20 protein-coding genes are annotated in these 19,275 nt (G+C 63.8%); 12 read left to right on the top strand and 8 right to left on the bottom strand.

Going from position 1 to position 19,275, the window contains the following annotated elements; genetic code table 11:
- The first annotated feature begins 154 nt into the window (after positions 1-154).
- The 12 genes from flgB (at position 155) to flgL (ending at position 12,558) form a co-directional block, all read left to right on the top strand.
- Positions 155-649, top strand: a complete 495-nt coding sequence (flgB, locus tag BPHYT_RS18895) for a flagellar basal body rod protein FlgB (protein ID WP_012434708.1) — start codon at positions 155-157, stop codon at positions 647-649.
- Positions 650-741: 92 nt separating this feature from the next.
- The gene (flgC, locus tag BPHYT_RS18890; protein WP_012434707.1) at positions 742-1,167 is read left to right on the top strand and encodes a flagellar basal body rod protein FlgC; all 426 of its coding nucleotides are present in this window, start codon (positions 742-744) and stop codon (positions 1,165-1,167) included.
- A gap of 10 nt (positions 1,168-1,177) precedes the next feature.
- Positions 1,178-1,900 carry a flagellar hook assembly protein FlgD gene (flgD, locus tag BPHYT_RS18885; RefSeq protein ID WP_012434706.1) on the top strand — a complete coding sequence of 241 codons (723 nt, stop codon included), beginning with the start codon at positions 1,178-1,180 and terminating at the stop codon, positions 1,898-1,900.
- Between the two features lie 43 nt (positions 1,901-1,943).
- The gene (locus tag BPHYT_RS18880) at positions 1,944-3,455 is read left to right on the top strand and encodes a flagellar hook protein FlgE (protein ID WP_012434705.1); all 1,512 of its coding nucleotides are present in this window, start codon (positions 1,944-1,946) and stop codon (positions 3,453-3,455) included.
- 20 nt (positions 3,456-3,475) lie between these two features.
- The gene (flgF, locus tag BPHYT_RS18875; protein ID WP_012434704.1) at positions 3,476-4,234 is read left to right on the top strand and encodes a flagellar basal-body rod protein FlgF; all 759 of its coding nucleotides are present in this window, start codon (positions 3,476-3,478) and stop codon (positions 4,232-4,234) included.
- 12 nt (positions 4,235-4,246) lie between these two features.
- A complete protein-coding gene (flgG, locus tag BPHYT_RS18870) occupies positions 4,247-5,035 on the top strand; it encodes a flagellar basal-body rod protein FlgG (RefSeq protein ID WP_012434703.1) in 789 nt (262 codons plus the stop codon).
- Positions 5,036-5,071: 36 nt separating this feature from the next.
- The gene (gene flgH / locus BPHYT_RS18865) at positions 5,072-5,770 is read left to right on the top strand and encodes a flagellar basal body L-ring protein FlgH (protein WP_041759058.1); all 699 of its coding nucleotides are present in this window, start codon (positions 5,072-5,074) and stop codon (positions 5,768-5,770) included.
- 2 nt (positions 5,771-5,772) lie between these two features.
- Complete coding sequence (locus BPHYT_RS18860; RefSeq protein WP_012434701.1) at positions 5,773-6,960, top strand: flagellar basal body P-ring protein FlgI; 1,188 nt, start codon at positions 5,773-5,775, stop codon at positions 6,958-6,960.
- Between the two features lie 12 nt (positions 6,961-6,972).
- On the top strand, positions 6,973-7,971 hold the full coding sequence (flgJ, locus tag BPHYT_RS18855) for a flagellar assembly peptidoglycan hydrolase FlgJ (RefSeq protein WP_012434700.1): 999 nt from the start codon (positions 6,973-6,975) through the stop codon (positions 7,969-7,971).
- Positions 7,972-8,308: 337 nt separating this feature from the next.
- On the top strand, positions 8,309-9,082 hold the full coding sequence (locus BPHYT_RS18850) for a flagellar brake protein (protein WP_012434699.1): 774 nt from the start codon (positions 8,309-8,311) through the stop codon (positions 9,080-9,082).
- 268 nt (positions 9,083-9,350) lie between these two features.
- On the top strand, positions 9,351-11,324 hold the full coding sequence (flgK, locus tag BPHYT_RS18845; protein WP_012434698.1) for a flagellar hook-associated protein FlgK: 1,974 nt from the start codon (positions 9,351-9,353) through the stop codon (positions 11,322-11,324).
- A gap of 10 nt (positions 11,325-11,334) precedes the next feature.
- Entirely contained in the window at positions 11,335-12,558 is a 1,224-nt protein-coding gene (flgL, locus tag BPHYT_RS18840; RefSeq protein ID WP_012434697.1) for a flagellar hook-associated protein FlgL, read from the top strand.
- A 97-nt stretch (positions 12,559-12,655) separates the two neighbouring features.
- On the opposite strand, the gene fliR is transcribed toward flgL, so the two are convergent.
- The 8 genes from fliR to BPHYT_RS18800 all read right to left on the bottom strand — a co-directional run bounded on the left by fliR (position 12,656) and on the right by BPHYT_RS18800 (position 19,236).
- Positions 12,656-13,438, bottom strand: coding sequence for a flagellar biosynthetic protein FliR (gene fliR, locus BPHYT_RS18835; protein WP_012434696.1), 783 nt, complete (start codon positions 13,436-13,438; stop codon positions 12,656-12,658).
- Between the two features lie 37 nt (positions 13,439-13,475).
- Entirely contained in the window at positions 13,476-13,745 is a 270-nt protein-coding gene (fliQ, locus tag BPHYT_RS18830) for a flagellar biosynthesis protein FliQ (protein ID WP_011490196.1), read from the bottom strand.
- A gap of 49 nt (positions 13,746-13,794) precedes the next feature.
- The gene (gene fliP, locus BPHYT_RS18825; protein WP_012434695.1) at positions 13,795-14,628 is read right to left on the bottom strand and encodes a flagellar type III secretion system pore protein FliP; all 834 of its coding nucleotides are present in this window, start codon (positions 14,626-14,628) and stop codon (positions 13,795-13,797) included.
- A complete protein-coding gene (gene fliO, locus BPHYT_RS18820) occupies positions 14,628-15,239 on the bottom strand; it encodes a flagellar biosynthetic protein FliO (protein WP_012434694.1) in 612 nt (203 codons plus the stop codon). Before fliO ends, fliP begins: the two co-directional genes overlap by 1 nt.
- On the bottom strand, positions 15,236-15,700 hold the full coding sequence (fliN, locus tag BPHYT_RS18815; RefSeq protein ID WP_012434693.1) for a flagellar motor switch protein FliN: 465 nt from the start codon (positions 15,698-15,700) through the stop codon (positions 15,236-15,238). Before fliN ends, fliO begins: the two co-directional genes overlap by 4 nt.
- Positions 15,693-16,691, bottom strand: coding sequence for a flagellar motor switch protein FliM (gene fliM, locus BPHYT_RS18810; protein WP_012434692.1), 999 nt, complete (start codon positions 16,689-16,691; stop codon positions 15,693-15,695). Before fliM ends, fliN begins: the two co-directional genes overlap by 8 nt.
- A gap of 65 nt (positions 16,692-16,756) precedes the next feature.
- Positions 16,757-17,257 carry a flagellar basal body-associated protein FliL gene (fliL, locus tag BPHYT_RS18805; protein ID WP_012434691.1) on the bottom strand — a complete coding sequence of 167 codons (501 nt, stop codon included), beginning with the start codon at positions 17,255-17,257 and terminating at the stop codon, positions 16,757-16,759.
- A gap of 485 nt (positions 17,258-17,742) precedes the next feature.
- A complete protein-coding gene (locus tag BPHYT_RS18800; protein WP_012434690.1) occupies positions 17,743-19,236 on the bottom strand; it encodes a flagellar hook-length control protein FliK in 1,494 nt (497 codons plus the stop codon).
- Positions 19,237-19,275: the final 39 nt, after the last annotated feature.

Raw genomic sequence — 19,275 nt, 5'->3', positions numbered from 1 at the left:
CGTTGAATAGAAGCCCCCTTTCCCGGTTATTCGTCCGATTGCCGCTTGCGTTCGGCCCATAAGATGCACCTCATGCAAAAAGGCCTTCCCGCCTGGTGCAGTCCTCACGCGAGGCATGCATGGGAAGCCTCGGGAACGTTCTCCGGAGATTCTTATGCTGGACAAACTCGATGCCGAATTCGCCTTTGGCCGTCAGGCGCTCGATGTGCGCGCTTACCGGCAGGAGCTGTTGTCGTCGAATATCGCCAACGCCGATACCCCTGGGTACAAGGCGCGCGACGTCGACTTCGCCTCGTCGCTTGCCGGCGCGCTGAAGAAGAGCGGCAGCGCCACTGGCACCGCTGCGTCGAACAACGCGACGCTGGCGATGACGCAGCCCGCAGGTGTGACGAGCGGCATGTCGATGGTGTCGACGGCGCCGGGCCACATGGCCGGCAAGTCGACGCTGACGCCGACCGGCGGCCCGTCCGACGACTACGGCAATCTGCAATACCGCGTGCCGACCCAACCCGCGCTCGACGGCAATACGGTCGACATCGACACGGAGCGGGTGCAGTTCGCGGACAACACGCTGCACTTCGAATCGGGCATGACGGTGTTGTCCAGCCAGATCAAAACGATGCTGTCGGCGATCCAGTCGGGCTCGTAAGAAGCCACGCCGACAGACTCAGCAGTACGCAAGAACAATCGCTACGGGATTAACGTGAAGCCGGGTCGAACCGGTAAGAGAGAGGTCGGGAAATGCCATCCCTGATGAACATTTTTGGTGTTGCAGGCTCCGCGATGTCGGCGCAGTCGCAGCGGCTCAACGTGACGGCGTCGAATCTCGCCAACGCGGACAGCACGACCGGCCCGGACGGTCAGCCGTACAAGGCCAAGCAGGTCGTGTTCGCGGTCAGCCCGCTTGGCGGCGCGCGCACGGCTTCCGGCCAGCAGGTCGGCGGCGTGCAGGTCACCGGCGTGGTCGACGACCCAACGCCGATGAAGACCGCCTACGACCCCGGCAATCCGGCCGCCAATTCGGACGGCTATGTCACGTTGCCGAACGTCGATCCGGTGCAGGAAATGGTCAACATGATCTCGGCCTCGCGCTCGTACCAGGCCAACGTCGAGACCCTGAACACCGCCAAGACACTGATGCTGAAAACGCTCACGATCGGAACCTGAGGAGAGCTCCTTGACCACCAACACCACCATCGGCGGCAGCGGCACGACAGTGTCGCAAACGCTGCTCGATACGATGAACGGCACGAACAGTGCCTCGAGTTCCACGAGTTCGACGGGCAGCACGTCCGGCACCTCGGCGACCGACCTGCAGAACACGTTTCTGCAACTGCTCGTCGCGCAGTTGAAGAACCAGGACCCGACCAACCCGATGGACAGCTCGCAGATGACCTCGCAGCTGGCGCAGATCAATACGGTCTCGGGCATCAGCCAGTTGAACACGACCCTCAGCTCGCTCGCCACGCAGATGTCGGCGGGCCAGCAGTCGCAGGCCGCGCTGCTGATCGGCTCGACCGTGCTCGCCCCGGGCAGCTCGGTGGCGGTCGCGAGCGGCAAGGCCGGTGCGTTCGGCGTGCAGCTCGCCAACTCGGTGAGCGATCTGCAGGTCGTCGTGAAGAACTCGGCGGGCCAGATCGTCAACACGATCGACCTCGGCAAGCAGTCGGCCGGCACGATTCCGGTGGGCTGGACGCCGACCGATTCCAAGGGTGCCACGCTGCCCGACGGCAACTACACGATCAGCGCGGTCGGCACGATCAACGGCCAGCAGGCCACGGCCACCACGCTCACGGGCGCCACGGTGCAAAGCGTCGTCATGCAGACCAACGGTACGCCGGGCCTCGTGCTCTCGAACGGCTCGACGGTCGGCTTGACCAGCGTCGCCGCCATCCTCTGATTCAGATTCTGTCAGTTACGACTTTCCAGATACGGAGACCGTCATGGGTTACCAACAAGGTTTGAGTGGTTTGTCGGCATCGTCGAGCGACCTCGACGTGATCGGCAACAACATTGCCAACGCGAATACGGTTGGCTTCAAGAGCGGCGCCGCGCAATTCGCCGACATGTACGCCAATTCCGTGGCGACGGCGGTAGGCAACCAGGTCGGCATCGGCACCAAGCTCGCCGAAGTGCAGCAGCAGTTCTCGCAAGGCACGATCACCAGCACCAACCAGGCGCTCGACGTCGCGATCAACGGCAACGGCTTCTTCCAGCTGTCGAATAACGGTTCGATGGTGTACTCGCGCAACGGCGTGTTCCAGCTCGACAAGAACGGCTTCATCACCAACGCGCAAGGCTTGCAGTTGATGGGCTACGCCGCCAACAGCTCGGGCATCATCAACACCGCGCAGACCGTGCCGCTCACCGTGCCGACCGCGAACATCGCGCCGCAAGCGACCACCAAGATCGTCGCCGGCCTGAACCTGAACGCGCAGGACCCGCTGATGCTCGGCACGCCGACCGTGACGCCGGCGCTCGTCGCGGGCAGCACGCTGACCACGCCCGGCGCGACCATCACGAACACCGCTTCCGGCACGAACAACGACAACTACACCGTCAACTTCACGAGCCCGACGACCTACACGGTCACCGACACCACGCTCGGCACGACGACCGCACCCGCAACGTACACGGCGGGCACGGCGATCTCGCTCGGCAACGGTCAGACCATCACGCTCAACGGCACGCCGGCGACCGGCGACAGCGTCGCAATCGCGCCGACCCCGGTGGCGTTCAATCAGAACAGCTCGTCGACGTACGACTACTCGACCAGCACGACTGTGTACGACTCGCTCGGCGGTTCGCAGACGGTCAACATGTACTTCGCCAAGACGGCGGCCGGTGCATGGAACGTGTACGCAGGCACGTCGACGGGCACGGCACAGCTGATCGGCCACGCGAACTTCAACTCGTCGGGCACGCTGCTCAGCACCACCGACGCAGCCGGTGTCGCGACCACCACGCCGTTCGCCTACAACTTCTCGATTCCGACCACCGACGGTTCGTCGACGCCGCAGCAACTGACGCTGAACATTGCCGGCACGACGCAGTACGGCGGCAAGGACGGCGTGAATTCGCTGCAACCCGACGGTTACGAAGCCGGCACGCTGACGAGCTTCACGATCGGCGCCGACGGCACGCTGACCGGCAACTATTCGAACCGGCAAACCGCGGCTCTCGGCCAGATCGCATTGGCGAATTTCTCGAACCAGAACGGTCTCGTGAACCTGGGCAACAACGAGTTCCAGCAGACCTCGGCTTCGGGCGTCGCGCAGATTTCCGCGCCGGGCTCGACCAACCACGGCGTGCTGCAAGGCGGCGCGGTGGAAAACTCGAACGTCGATCTGACGAGCGAACTGGTGAACCTGATCACCGCGCAACGCAACTATCAAGCGAACGCGCAGACGATCAAGACCCAGCAGACCGTCGACCAGACCCTGATCAACCTGTAAGCGACCGGGACTCCCCCACCATGGATCGGCTGATCTACACCGCGATGTCGGGCAGCACGCAAGCGCTCGAACAGCAGGCAATCGTCGCGAACAACCTGGCCAATGCATCGACCACCGGTTTTCGCGCGCAACTGGCGACTTTCCGCGCCGTGCCGATGTCGTTCGGCGACGGCAGTTCGATCAACGACAACACCACCCGCACCTTCGTGCTGTCGTCGACGCCGGGTGCGGACTACACGCCCGGGCCGATCCAGCAGACGGGCAACCCGCTCGATGTGGCGATTCAGGGGCCGGGCTGGCTGGCGGTGCAAACCGCCGACGGCGGCGAGGCCTACACGCGCGCCGGCAATCTGCACGTGGATGAAAACGGCCAGCTGGTGAACGCCACCAATCAGGTGGTGCTCGGCAACGGCGGTCCGGTGTCGGTGCCGCCGGGCGCGGAAATCACCATCGGCAAGGACGGCACAGTGTCCGCCCTGACGCCGGGCGATCCGCCCACGGCGGTGGTGACGGTCGATCAGCTGAAGCTGGTGAATCCGGATCCGCAAACCATGACGCGCGGCGACGACGGCCTCTTTCGCACCGCCGACGGCAATGCCGCCGACGCCGATCCGGCCGTCACGCTTGCGCCGGCCTCGCTCGAAGGCAGCAACGTGAATCCGGTCAGCGCGATGGTTTCGATGATCACCAACGCGCGCCAGTTCCAGATGCAGACCAAGCTGCTGGAAAGCGCCGACAAGAACGATCAGTCCGCCAACCAGCTGCTCAGCTTTAGCTAACAGGAAACAACCATGAATCGCTCACTCTACATCGCCGCCACCGGCATGAATGCGCAACAGGCGCAGATGGACGTGATCTCGAACAACCTCGCGAACGTCAGCACCAACGGCTTCAAGGGCTCGCGCGCGGTGTTCGAGGATCTGCTGTATCAGACCGTCCGCCAGCCGGGCGCGAACTCGACGCAGAACACCGAACTGCCGTCCGGCATCCAGCTCGGCACGGGTGTGCAACAGGTCGCCACCGAACGTCTGTACACGCAGGGCAACCTGCAGCAGACCGGCAACTCGAAAGACGTCGCCATCAACGGCCAGGGCTTTTTCCAGGTGCAGATGCCCGACGGCACGACCGCCTACACACGCGACGGTTCGTTCCAGACCAATGCCCAGGGTCAGCTCGTGACGTCGAGCGGCTACCAGGTGATTCCGGCGATCACGATCCCGAACAACGCGACCTCGCTCACCATCGGCAGCGACGGCGTGGTGTCGATCACCGTGGCCGGTTCGACCAACAGCCAGCAGCTCGGCTCGATGCAGATCGCCACGTTCATCAACCCGGCCGGTCTGGATGCGAAGGGTGAAAACCTGTTCGCGGAGACCGCTTCGTCGGGCGCGCCGAACGTCGCGCAGCCGGGCCTGAACGGCGCCGGCACGCTGAATCAGGGCTACGTGGAAGCATCGAACGTGAACGTGGTGCAGGAACTGGTGAACATGATCCAGACGCAACGCGCTTACGAAATCAACAGCAAGGCCGTGACCACCTCCGACCAGATGCTGCAGACCCTGAGCCAGATGCAGGTCTAAGGTTCAAGGGACTGGAATTAACAGGCGGTAATGATGATGTCGCACTTCTCTCGTAATCCGGTTCATTCGCGCACCGCTCAGGCGCTCGTGCAGCTCACGCTGCTCGCGGCCCTGGGTGGCTGCGGCCTCGTGCCGAAGCAGCCCATCACGCAGCAACCGATGACTGCGCTGCCGCCGATGCCGCCGTCGGCGCAGTCGCCGGGCTCGATCTACAACCCGGGTTACGCGGGGCGTCCGTTGTTCGAAGACCAGCGGCCGCGCAATGTCGGCGACATCCTGACGATCGTCATCCAGGAAAACGTCAACGCGACCAAGTCCTCGGGCGCGGGCGTCAACCGCAGCGGCAACACCAACTTCGACGTGCCGACCGCCGGCTTTCTCGGCGGTCTGTTCGGCAAGGTCAACCTGAGCGCGAACGGTGCCAACAAGTTCGCGGCGACGGGTGGCGCGAACGCGTCGAACACGTTCAGCGGCGTGATCACCGTCACGGTGACCGGCGTGCTGCCGAACGGGAATTTGATGGTGAGCGGCGAGAAGCAGATGCTGATCAATCAGGGCAATGAATTCGTGCGCTTTTCAGGTGTGGTGAATCCCAACACGATCTCCAACCTGAACGCCGTGTACTCGACCCAGGTGGCCGACGCGAAGATCGAATATTCCGCGAAGGGCTATATCGACGAATCCGAGAATATGGGCTTCCTGCAGCGCTTCTTCCTCAACGTGTCGCCGTGGTGATCATGCGTAACGTATTCTTCCGTGCACGCATCCGCGCCCGCCTCGCCGGTTTCGGCCGCGCGCTCGCCTTCGTCGCGCTTGCCTGCGCGGCGCTGCCGGCGGCCACGCCTGCCTATGCCGAACGCCTGAAGGACCTCGTGCAGATCCAGGGCGTGCGCGACAATCCGCTGATCGGCTACGGCCTCGTCGTCGGCCTCGACGGCACGGGCGACCAGACCACGCAAACGCCGTTCACCACGCAGACGCTCGCCAACATGCTGGCGAACCTCGGCATCTCGATCAACAACCAGGCGGCGGGTTCGAGCAATTCGCAATCGTCGCTGTCGAACATCCAGTTGAAGAACGTCGCCGCGGTGATGGTGACGGCGGTGCTGCCGCCGTTCGCGCGTCCCGGCGAACAGATCGACGTGACCGTGTCGTCGCTCGGTAACGCCAAGAGCCTGCGCGGCGGCACGCTGCTGCTCACGCCGCTGAAGGGCGCCGACGGCCAGGTGTATGCGCTCGGCCAAGGCAATCTCGCGGTCGGCGGCGCTGGCGCGAGCGCCAACGGCAGCAAGGTGCAAGTCAACACGCTGGCCGCGGGCCGCATCGCCGGCGGCGCGATCGTCGAACGCGCGGTGCCGACTTCGGTCTCGCAAGCGGGCACGATGCAGCTCGATCTCAACGACATGGACTACGACACCACGCAGCGTGTGGTGGCGGCGGTCAACAACGCATTCGGCGGCGGCACGGCCACCGCGCTCGACGGCCGCACGATTCAACTGCGCGCGCCGAGCGATCCGGAGCAGCAGGTCGCCTTCATGGCGCAATTGCAGAACCTCGACGTCAAGCCGGCGCAAGCCGCCGCGAAGGTGATCCTGAACGCGCGCACCGGCTCGATCGTGATGAATCAGATGGTCACGCTCCAGAACTGCGCAGTAGCGCACGGCAACCTCTCGGTGGTGATCAATACGCAGCCGGTGGTGAGCCAGCCTGGCGCGTTCTCGAACGGTCAGACGGTGGTGGCCAAGCAGTCGCAGATTCAGATGAAGCAGGACAACGGTGCACTGAAGCTGGTGACCGCCGGCGCCAATCTCGCCGAAGTGGTGAAGGCGCTCAACGCATTAGGTGCGACGCCCGCGGATCTGATGTCGATCCTGCAGGCGATGAAAGCGGCGGGCGCTCTGCGCGCCGACCTGGAAATCATCTAAGGAAGACACAGGATGAATTCGGATACGACCAATTCCGCCGCTTCGGCGAACGACCTGACCCAGCGCTTCGCGCTCGACGTGCAGGGCTTCGCGAAGCTGAGCGCGCAGGCCAAGGCATCTCCGCAAGCCGGCATGAAGATGGCCGCGCAGCAGTTCGACGCGGTGTTCACGCAGATGATGCTCAAAAGCATGCGCGACGCGACGCCGCAAGACGGCCCGTTCGATTCGCACGACAGCGCCACCTTCACGTCGATGATGGATCAGCAGTTGTCGCAACAGATGTCGCAAAAGGGCATTGGCGTGGCGGACGCCATGCTCAAGCAGCTGATGCGCAATCAGGGCATGCAGGTAGGCGGCGGTGCGGGCGGCGCGGGTGGCCTGGCCGGCATGGCCAACGCGTTGGGCGGCGGCAGCGGTGGCGATGAAGGCCAGACCGCAGCGCTGAACGCGCTCGCCAAAGCGTACGGCAACGCGCAGGCCAACGGCCAGCTGGCGATGGGCAAAGGCTACTCGGCCAACAGCGCGCTGACTCCGCCGCTCAAGGGCGACGGCAGCTCGCCGAAGGTCGACGCTTTCGTCGATAAGCTCGCCCAACCGGCGCAGGCCGCCAGCGCGGCGACCGGCATTCCGGCGCGCTTCATCATCGGCCAGGCGGCACTCGAATCCGGCTGGGGCAAGAGCGAGATCAAGAAGACGGACGGCTCGACCAGCCACAACGTGTTCGGCATCAAGGCGACCAAGGACTGGACGGGCAAGACCGTGTCGACGGTCACGACCGAATACGTGAACGGCAAGCCGCAGCGCGTTGTGGAAAAATTCCGCGCGTACGACTCGTATCAGGAAGCCATGACCGATTACGCGAGCCTGCTCAAGGGCAATCCGCGTTACGCGCAGGTGATCAATTCGGCGCATGACGTGAACGGCTTTGCCAACGGCATGCAGCGCGCCGGTTACGCGACCGACCCGCACTACGCGAAAAAACTGATGTCCATCATGCAGAAGATGGGCTGACCCGCCGTGGCAGCGGTTCGAATCGCCTGATCATTTGATCGAATCAAAAGCATGCACGCGACGGGGCCAGGTGCATAACAAGACGGACGAGGCCGGCCGCCCATGGGCGGCCGGTCCACCCGCGAAAGAGACGGTGCGTTTTAACGTTTGCGGCAAATAATTCATGACCGGCCCCTAAATTTTGGACCGATACTGCCGCTAATCAGTTAGACCCGATACCGGAAAGCGTTGTAATGTCCGGGTGGGATGCGCGTGCTGCGGCTTCGATGAAGACCGCGCGAAAGCCCCGACAGGAGCTCTGGCACGCGCCCGCAAGAACAAGCATACCGGCAAGCCCATGGATACTACCCAGTCGAACGGCCAGACCGACACACAAGGCCAGTTGCACGCTCAGACAGCCGAAGGCGGCAACGATTTTGGCCGTCGCAATCCGCTGGAGATTGGCGTTCAGTTGCGCAATCTCGTCAATCGCGGCGATTTCCTCACCGTTCAATATGCCGGCGGACAGCTCGTCACGCGTCTGCTCGAAGTCGACGTGCGCGGGCGCACTTTCACGTTCGATTGGGGCGCCTTGTCCGATCAGAACCGGGGCTTGCTGGGCGCACCGCGCTGCCAGTTCCACGCGCAGCCGGACGGCGTGCGCGTGGAATTCGCCACCGCCACGCCGCGCGAGACGCGCTTTGAAGGACTGCCCGCGTTCGAGGCCGACTTCCCCGAGGTGCTGTTCTACGTGCAGCGCCGCGAGTACTTCCGCGTCGATGCGCCGATTCTCGATCCGTACGTATGCTCCGGCCGTTTGCCCGAAGGCGACACGTTCCGCTTCGAGGTGCACGACCTGTCGCTTGGCGGCGTCGGCATGCGCACCGCCGACGAACGCGTGGCCGAATTGCCGATGGGCACGCGCCTGCTCGATTGCGAGCTGGTGCTCGGCGCGCTCGGCCGGCTCTCGCTCGATCTGCAACTCGTGTCGCATCGCTCCACTGCGCTGCCGAACGGCACGCAGCGTTACCAGCTCGGCTTCCGTTTTCTGACGCTGCCTGGCAGCGCGGAAAACACGCTGCAACGTCTGATCACGCAGCTCGAGATGAAGCGCCGTTCGCTGGTGCGCTGATTGAAATGTCGAATTCGCGGTGCGTGGGCGGATTGCTCGCGCATCGTGTGTGCCTGCCGGTTCATCGTCACTTCCTTGTCACCTGTTTTCCGCACCGGCGCGCCTCATTGCGCGACGAATGACAAGTCCGGCAGTCAAGCCTCGCAAACGTTGAAACAAACGTCGAACACGCATCGGAATGACCTCAATTTTTGCCAGTTGAGGCCGTTAAACAAGATGTTCAAGTAACGCGGCGGCATGTGTACGGTGTCGCCCTTCAGGATGACGCATGTCCAATCTCATCAATCTCGGCCTCAGTGGACTGAACGCAGCCCAGTGGGGACTCACGACGACCGGCCAGAACATCAGCAACGCGTCGACGCCCGGCTACACCATCGAAACGCCGGTGTATGCGGAAAGCGGCGGCCAGTACACGGGCTCGGGCTATCTGCCGCAAGGCGTCTCGACCACGACCGTGACGCGCCAGTACAGCCAGTATCTGACCACTGAGCTGAACAACGCGCAGAGTTCGGGCAGCTCGCTATCGACGTACAACACGTTGATTTCGCAACTGAACAATCTGATCGGCAGCCCGACCGCCGGGATTGCGAGCGCGATCACCAGCTACTTCACCGGTTTGCAGAACGTCTCGAACAACGCGTCGAGCCTGGCCACGCGCCAGACCGCGATGAGCGGCGCGCAGACGCTGGTGAACCAGATCAACGCCGCGGGTCAGCAGTACGATGCGCTGCGCCAGAGCGTCAACACGCAGCTCACCAACACCGTTTCGCAGATCAACAGCTACACGCAGCAGATCGCGCAGTTGAACGGCCAGATTACTCAGGCCAGCACGCAAGGCCAGCCGCCGAATCAGTTGATGGATCAGCGCGATCTCGCCGTGTCGAATCTGTCGCAACTGATCGGCGTGAATGTGGTGAACAGCAACGGCAGCTACAGCGTCTTTATGAGCAACGGCCAGCCGCTGGTGTCCTCCGGCAACAGCTATAACCTGGGCACTGCGCCTTCGACCGGCGACACCAGCGAATTGTCCGTTCAGTACCTCGGCCAGGCGGGTGCGAATCCGGCGGCCGCGCCGCAAAACCTGCCCGACAGCAAGATCGACGGCGGCACGCTCGGCGGTCTGCTCGCGTTTCGCAGCCAGACGCTCGATCCGGGCGAGGCGCAACTCGGCGCGATCGCCGTGAGCTTCTCCGCGCAGGTCAACGCGCAAAACGGACTGGGCATCACGCTGGCCGGCGCCAAGGGTGGCGCGCTGTTCTCGGTGGGCGGCCCGACTGTTTATGCGAACACGCAGAACACCGGCAACGCGTCGCTGAACGTGTCGTTCGCGAATCCCGCACAGCCGACCACCGGCGACTACACGCTGGCCTACAACGGCACCACGTACACGCTGACCGACAATTCGACGGGCAGTGTGGTGGGTTCGGCGACCAACCTGAGCCAGCCGATCAACGGCCTGAATTTTTCGACCACCGGCACGATGAATGCCGGCGATTCGTTCACGGTCGAGCCGACCCGCGGCGCGCTCAACAGCTTCGCGACCGCCACCACCGACGCCTCGGCGATCGCCGCCGCCGCGCCCGTGCTGGGCGCCGCCGCATCGAGCAACACCGGCACCGGCACGATCACGCAGGGCACGGTAACGGCCGGCTACACCATGCCGAATTCGACCACCACGCTCTCGTACGACGGCACGGGGCTGTCCGGCTTCCCGGTCGGTTCGACGGTGACGGTGGCCGGTTCCCCCGCCACCACGTACACCATCGCCAGTGCGGCGACCGTGGTGCCGTATTCGTCGGCCACCGGCGCCACGCTGACGATCAACAACGCGACCGCCGGCCAGATGAACAATGTTTCGGTGACGATCAGCGGCGCACCGGCCGCCGGCGACAAGTTCACCATCGGCCCGAACACCGGCGCGACCAACGATGGTCGCAACGCGCTGGCGCTGTCGAATCTGTCCACCGCGAAAGCGCTGGCGGGCGGCACGGTCACGCTGACGGGCGCGTACGCGAACTACGTCAACAATATCGGCAACCAGACCAACCAGATTCAGACGTCGAGCACCGCGCAAAGCTCGCTGGTGACGCAGATCACCACCGCGCAGCAGTCGGTTTCGGGCGTGAACATCAACGAAGAAGCAGCCAACCTGCTTCAGTATCAGCAGCTGTATCAGGCGAACAGCAAGGTCATCCAGACCGCGCAGACCCTGTTCCAGACGATACTCGGCATCTTCCAGTGAGGCGTTGACAATGCGCATCTCCAGCACGCAGTACTTCAATATGAACGTCGCGACGATGAGCGATCAGCAAGCTCAGTTGTCGCAGTTGTATGCCGAGATTTCGAGCGGCGTGAGCCTTTCCACGCCGTCGGACAATCCGCTCGGCGCGGCGCAGGCCGTGCAGTTGAGCTCGACAGCGACGACCCTGTCGCAATACACGACCAATCAGGGCACTGCGCTCGCCTCGCTGCAACAGGAAGACACCACGCTCGGCAGCGTCAATACGGTGCTGCAAACCATTCATACGCTGGTGCTGCGCGCCGGCGACGGTTCGCTGAACGACGGCGACCGCGGTTCGATCGCGACGCAACTGCAAAGCCTGCGCAGCCAGCTGATGACGCTCGCCAATTCGACCGACCCGCAGGGCAACTACCTGTTCGCCGGTTATCAAAGCAGCGCGCAGCCGTACACCACGAATTCGGCCGGCGTCGTGACCTATTCCGGCGACACCGGCACGCCCGGCGTGCAGGTTACGGATTCGCACGTGGTGCAGACCGGCGACAACGGCATTGCGATCTTCGGCAGCGTTGCGCCTATCGGCACCAGCGCCGTGCCGGCCGCGACGACCGGCAACACCGGCACGGGCGTGATCAGCCAGGTAAGCCTGACCAATCCGACCGATCCGACCAACGCCGACAAGTATTCGATCAACTTCTCGTCCGCGACCACCTATACCGTGAGCCAGACCGATCCGGCTACCGGCGCGGTGACCACGAGCGCGCCGCAAGCGTTCACGGCCGGGTCGGCGATCACGCTCGGCGGCCAGTCGGTGTCGATCACCGGCGCGCCGAACGCGGGCGACAGCTTTAGCGTGACGCCGGCCACGCAAGGCAGCATGGATGTGTTCGCCAACCTGAGCCAGCTGATCACCACTTTGCAAACGCCGGTGTCGGGCGGCGCGTCGACGGCGAGCTTCCAGAGCGCGCTGACCACCAGCATGACCCAGCTCGAGAACACGATGAACAACGTCGTGACGGCGCAAGCGGCCGTGGGCGGTCGCGAGCAGGAAGTGCAGGCATTGCAGACGGTCACGCAGACCAACACGCTGCAGACGTCGAGCAATCTTGCGGATCTGACGCAGACCGACATGGTCAAGACAATCGGCAAGTACACGATGACGCAGGCTGCGCTGCAAGCGGCGCAGCAGGCGTTCGCGAAGATTCAGAATATCTCGCTGTTTCAGTACCTGAGCTGATAGCGCGCGTAGTCTGAAACGAAGAAGGGCGGAAGCCGGTGTGAGCCGGTTCCGCCCTTCTTCTTTTTCATGGCGCCGCGCGACGAGAGGGAGCATGCTATTTGAACCCCGCCGCCACACGCCCCATCTGATCGATACCAACCTCGAACAGCCGCGTGAAGAACGGAATCATATTCGGGACCATCAGTTGCAGAAGCAGCATGCCGATCAGCATGGTCAGCGGGAAGCCGATCTGGAACACGCCGATCTGCGGCGCGGCGCGATTCAGAATGCCGAGCGAGAGATTCGTGATGAGAAGCGCGGCGACCACCGGCAGCGACAACAGCAACCCGGCCGAAAACACCGTACTGCCGAAGTTCGCCAGCGTGCGCCAGCCGGGCGCGCCCAGAATGTTCGCCGACACCGGCACCGACTGGAACGTGGCGAGCAACGCGCTGATCATCTGCAAATGGCCGTCGATCACCAGAAACACCAGCATGGCGATGGTGTTCATGTAGCTCGACAGCACCTGACTCGAACTGGCCGCCTGCGCATCGAAGAAGGTCGCAAAGCCGAGACCCATGCCGAGGCCGACAAAGTCGCCGGTCGCGCTGATCGCCTGAAACACGATCTGCATGGTCATTCCGAGCGCGATGCCGATCAGGAACTGGTTGACGATGATCCACACGCCTTCGGCCGAAAACACCGTGACTTGCGGCAGCGCACCGAGCGTGGGCGCGACGATGATCGTGACGAAGGCCGCGAGGCCGATCTTCACGCGGATCGGCAGCGAGCGGTTGCCGAGCACCGGCGCGGTGGCGACCAGCGCGAGGATGCGCACGAACGGCCACAGGAACGCGGTGAGCCAGGCGTTCAGTTGCGCGTAGGTGACGGAAAACATCGTGGCTCGGAAGGGAAGGTGAAAACCGGCGCGCCGCTCAGTTGACGAGCGTCGGAATGTTGGTGAGCGTCTGGCGCAGATAGTCGAGCATGGTCGTGAGCATCCACGGACCGGCGATCACCATCGTGACGGCGATCGCGAGCAGTTTCGGAATGAACGACAGCGTGCTTTCGTTGATCTGCGTGGCGGCCTGGAACAGGCTCACCACCAGACCGACTACCAGCGCGACCAGCAGCAACGGCGCGGCGAGCAGCAGGCCGACATACATGGCCTGGTGCGCGAGCGTCATGACGGATTCTTGATTCATGGCGATGGGACCGAAAGCGTGAAGGGCGCGGGCGCGGTAAAAAAAAGCGTTAAACGAAGCTCTGTGCGAGCGAGCCGAGCAGCAGCTGCCAGCCGTCCACAAGCACGAACAGCATCAACTTGAACGGCAGCGAAATAGTCGCGGGCGACACCATCATCATACCCATCGACATCAGCACGCTCGCCACCACCATGTCGATGATGAGGAACGGAATGAAAATCGTGAAGCCGATCTGGAAGCCGGTTTTCAGCTCGCTCGTCACGAACGAGGGCACCAGCAGCGACAGCGGCACGTCTTCCGGACCTTGCATCGGCGCGGCGTGCGAAATGCGCGCGAACAATGCGAGATCGCTTTCGCGAGTCTGACGCAGCATGAACGTCTTGAACGGCGCGAGGCCGCGGTTGACGGCGGTCTCCATCGGGATCGTGCCGTCGGAGAATGGCTTGTAGCCGTCGGTATAAGCCTTGTCGAGCACCGGCGACATCACGAACAGCGTGAGGAACAGCGCGAGTCCGACGAGCACCTGATTAGGCGGCGTCGTGCTCGTGCCGAGCGCCTGGCGCAGCAGCGAGAGCACGATGATGATGCGCGTGAAGCTGGTCATCATCAGCAGCATCGCCGGCAGGAACGACAGCATCGTGAGCAGCAGCATCGTCTGCACGCTCAGCGAGTAGGTCGTGCCGCCGTTCGGGCCGGGGCTCGTGTTGAAGGCCGGCAAGCCCGCGGCCTGCGCGAACGACAGAGTCGGCAGTGCGAGCATCAACGCCGCGAGTGCGATCGGGCCGACAGGCGCCACGCGGCGCACGGCCGAAATCACTTTCGAAAGGGTGCTGGACATGCGAGCGGAATGCGCGTGACGCGCCGAAGAGAGACTGAACTGCATTACCGAACCCCGCCGCCTTGCCCGTTGAAACGTTTGCCCACTTCGCCTTTTAAAGCGTCGCGAAAGCGTTGGCCGAAGGTGCCTGGCAGTGCCGTGCCGCTGGCGGCCGCGCTGGCGGGACCGGCTTGCGTGGCGCCGAGCGGATCGACGGCGGCCGAGCCGGCCGGCATCGTGTGAAGCAGACGGACATTGCCGGGCGCCGTGCCGAGCACGAGCCACGTATCGCCGATCTCGACCACCGCGACCCGCTCCTTGCCCCCGAGCGAGGCGCCGCCGATGGTCTTCACGAGACCGCCGCGATTCGCCGGCTGCAAGCCGAAGCGGCGAGCGAGCCACGCGCAACCGAACACCAGACCGATCACGACCAGCAGCCCGACAATGGTTTGCAATACCGCGCCGACGCCGAGCGCCGGAACAGCAGAACCCGCGCCGACGCCCGAGGCGATCTTCGCCGCGTTGTTGACCGCGTTCATGTCCGCCGCGAGCGCGGCCGAAGGTGCGAGCAGCGTGTAGATCGATGCAGTGAAGCATGCGGCCGCGACGACGTTCACCGCCCGTGCAGCGCGATTCAGAACAGTGCGCGACACGGCGCGACCGGCAACGCGATTCATCGATTCAACTTCCGGATACGTTCGGATGGCGTAATGATGTCGGTCAGACGGATACCGAACTTGTCGTTCACCACCACCACTTCGCCCTGCGCGATCAGACAGCCGTTGACCAGCACGTCCATCGGTTCGCCGGCCATGCCGTCCAGTTCCACCACCGAACCCTGCGCGAGTTGCAGCAGGTTGCGGATCGCGATCTTGGTGCGGCCGAGTTCGACGGTCATCTGAACAGGAATGTCCAGAATCATGTCGATGTCGTTGCGCGTCGTGGTCGGCTCGACCTTCGACAGCGGCTGGAACACGCCGGCCGTCGTCGCGCTGACTTCCGAATTGTCGTTCTGCTCGGCGAGCGCGCTGGCCCAGTCGGCCATCGCCGCTTCGTCTTCGGCGGCGGCTGCGTCGGCGGCAAATTCCGGCGCGCCAGCGGCCAGTTCGGCCTCAGTCTTTGCGTTCAGGTCACTCATATCCACCTTCCTTCATTGTTTCGGCTGCGCTGATCATCTTCTGGACCCGCAACGCATACTGACCATTGAAAATTCCGTAGCCGCATTCCATCACCGGCACACCGTCGACTTTCGCCGTGATGTGTTCGGGGATGTTGATCGGCAGAACATCGCCTTTGCGCATGTTCAGGATCTGTTCGAACGTGACCGGCACCTGCGCGAGGTCGGCGGTCAGTTCCACTTCCGCTGCCTGCACCTGCTGCGACAGCACGCGGACCCAGCGGCGGTCGACTTCGAGCGCCTCGCCCTGGATCGGCGACGAGAGAATGTCGCGGATCGGTTCGATCATCGAGTACGGCATGCAGATATGCAGCGTGCCGCCCGTCGTGCCGAACTCGATCGAGAACTGCGTGACGATGACGATTTCGTTCGGCGTCGCCACGTTGGCGAACTGCGTGTGCATTTCCGAGCGCACGTATTCGAACTGCAGCGGGCGCACGCTTTTCCACGACGCCGTGTAGTTGTCGAACACCAGGTTCAGCAGCTTGTTGATGATGCGCTGCTCGGTCTGCGTGAAGTCGCGCCCTTCGACGCGGGTATGGAAACGCCCGTCGCCGCCGAACAGGTTATCGACCACGAAGAACACCAGGTTCGGGTCGAACACGAATAGCGAGGTGCCGCGCAACGGCTTCACGTGGACCAGGTTCAGGTTGGTCGGGATCGGCAGGTTGCGGGTGAATTCGCTGTACTTCTGCACCTTCACCGGGCCGACGGAGATTTCCGCCGAGCGCCGCATGAAGTTGAAAATGCCGACGCGCAACAGGCGCGCGAAACGGTCGTTGATGATTTCGAGGCCAGGCATCCGGCCGCGGACGATGCGTTCCTGCGTCGCGATGTTGTAGGGCCGTACGCCTACACGGTCGCTTTGCTCGGCTTCCGAGTCGGTTTCGCCGGTTACGCCCTTGAGGAGGGCATCGACCTCCTCCTGGGACATGAACTCTTCGTGGCCCATTCCTTATTCCTCGTGCGTCCCGTGGCGGTTGATGATGGCAGCGCTGATTAACGTCACGTCCGGCGTCACTGCACGACGAATTCGGTGAACAGCACGTCCTGGACGTGGATCGGCGCGGCGCCCTTGTCGGTCGGCTGCTCGATCAGCGTGCGCAGTTCCGTGGCGAGGGCGCGCTTGCCTTCGAGCGGCGCGAGTTCGTCAGGGTGCTTGTTCGACAATGCGAGCAGGATGCGACTGCGTACTTCGGGCATGTGGTCGGTGAGTTCTTGCTGCGTCTTTGCGTCGGTGAGTTTTAGCGTCAGGCCGATGCGCAGGAAATGCTGCTGGCCGTCGTCGGATTGCAGGTTCACCGTCATGGATTCCAGCGGGAAGAACAGCGGTGCTGGCGCCGGCGGCGGTGCTGCTTCAGCCGAAGTCGCGGCCGGGGCCCGCTTCGACATGAAGAACCAGACGCCCGCGCCTGCTGCGCCAGCGGCAATAATCGCAATCAGCACGATCAGGATGATGCGCTTCATCGGGCCGGGAGACGCCGGCGCGGTTTGTTGAGGTGCGGTCGTGGTTGCCATTTGGTTCGCTTTGCTTGCCTTTAGTGCTGGTGATGGTGATTGTTGTTGATTTGGTCGCTGCGCGATGGGCCGAAAAGAAGGGGGATTGTTGGTTATCTCTTGTTTTTGCTTCTTTGGCTTCTTTGGCCTTTCCTTGATTTGCTCGTGGTCTATTGGCGCTGCCCCTGTGCGGGGCGGCACCTACTTTCTTTGCCGCGGCAAAGAAAGTAGGCAAAGAAAGCCGCTTCACACCGCTAGCCCATAAGCGGGGCCCTCGCGCAGTCGCGCTCGTGGTCCATCTGGAATCCGTGCTCTCGCACACTCCGCGTAAGTGACAAAGCAGTCATTCTTCCGGCGGCGCTTCGCGCGCCGTCGCGGTCGCTTGGCTCATCGCTGGACGCAAATCGGCGCCCTCTGGAGGGCGCCGATCTCTAATCGTCCGCAGTCGAGGTGCGGCTTGTGTTCGCCCGGGCGGGCGAACGATGCTGCCCGGGCGTCAAAAAAATTTACGCGAATGTGTCGACCAGGCCAACCGTGCGGCGTACAGGTACGTTGACCGTCGAGGCTACCGCGTCGCCGCTGCCGCCGCCAAACGATCCGCTTCCGCCGCTCGAGCGGCCGCCGGAACGACCGGAGTCGGCGCTCTGCTGCTGGCTGCTCTGGCGCGCAAAGCCGTCGCTGACGCTCGCGCTTCCCAAACCAATGCCGTTGGATTCCATCGCCTCGCGTAACTTCGGCAACGCGGCTTCGACGGCCTCGCGCACAGACTGGTGCTGCGATACGAACAACGCATGTGCATGGTTATCGGCAACCTGCAAGACAACCTGTAGCGGACCCAGATCCTTCGGATTCAAAGTCAACTCGGCGCTCTGCGAGTGTGCGTTCGATAAGAACACCACCTTCTGGCTCAACGCGTCCTCCCAGTCAGTCGTGCCGACCTGCGGGGACAACGTATTCGCCGCTTCCGCCGCGCTGGCGTTGCCCGTGGTCTGGACGGCCGCCGTCGTGCTCGCCGCGCTCGCGGCTGCCTGCGAGGCGGCTAGCGCCGCTGTTGCGGCATCCGCCGCGCTCTTGAAAGAGGCCAGGCCGTCGGCTTGCGTGCCGCCGGCCGCCGTTGCCGTCAATGCGTCAGCCGCAGCTTTTGAGGCCGCTGACGGGTCGGCCACGGTCGTCGCCGCCGTCGTCATCGCCGCTTTCGATGCACTCGAGCCCTTGCCGTCGCCAAACAGGCCGGCACCCAACGTCTTGCCGTCGGCAGTGCCGTTCAGTCCAGCGTTCGTACCGTTCAAGCCGTTTGCCGAGGTCGCGGCGTTCGCGGCCGCGCCACTCGCCAACGCTTGCGCGGGCACACCTTGACCGTTAGCTAACGCGGCCAGCGCTGCCTGCAATGCGTCTTGCAATGACTTCGGATCGGTGGCGGCGGTTTTCTTGCCCGGCGTGCCATTCGTCGTGGCGTCCGTGGCCGTGCCCGGCAGCGCGGTCGCGGCGTCGGTCAAAGCCGTGGCCGGGTCAGCGGTTGTCGGCGTATTGGCATTGTTCGCGTCGGCTTGAGCTTGCGCCTGCGCCTGCGCTTGAGCGGCAGCGGCTGCCGCCGCCGTGCCGGCGTCGGTCTGGCTCGCGGTATTGCTGGTTTTCGCCGGCGCGGCGTTCGTCTTGTCGGTCGAAGCCTGTTGCGTATCACCCGACGGTGCCGTGGACGAAGCCGAGTTCGTCGGCTTGCTCGTGTCCTTGCTGCTTGCGTCGTCCGCGCTCTTCGGCGCGGGGTCGGCCGGCGGCGGCGCGTCGTGCACGCTCGACGCAGACGGCGACGTTCCAGAAGACGCCGCGGCTGCAGCTTGCTGCTGGCTCGCGCTCAGCGCAGCCGCGCTGTTCTGCTGATCGATGCTCTGCTGCAAGGTTTGCGAGAACGGTTTGGCGTTCGCCGCAGCGGCCATCGCCGCGCTGCTGGACGTGCTGCTGGCAGAGCCGAGCAGCGAGCCGATCTGTGAAAGAAGCGACATAGGGAATCCTGTCAATCGGTCAAACGAGGTGTTCGGTCA

Source organism: Paraburkholderia phytofirmans PsJN (assembly GCF_000020125.1).
GTDB classification, from domain to species: domain Bacteria; phylum Pseudomonadota; class Gammaproteobacteria; order Burkholderiales; family Burkholderiaceae; genus Paraburkholderia; species Paraburkholderia phytofirmans.
Note: the sequence above shows the minus strand (reverse complement) of the source record. Positions and strands in the feature narration are given on the sequence as shown.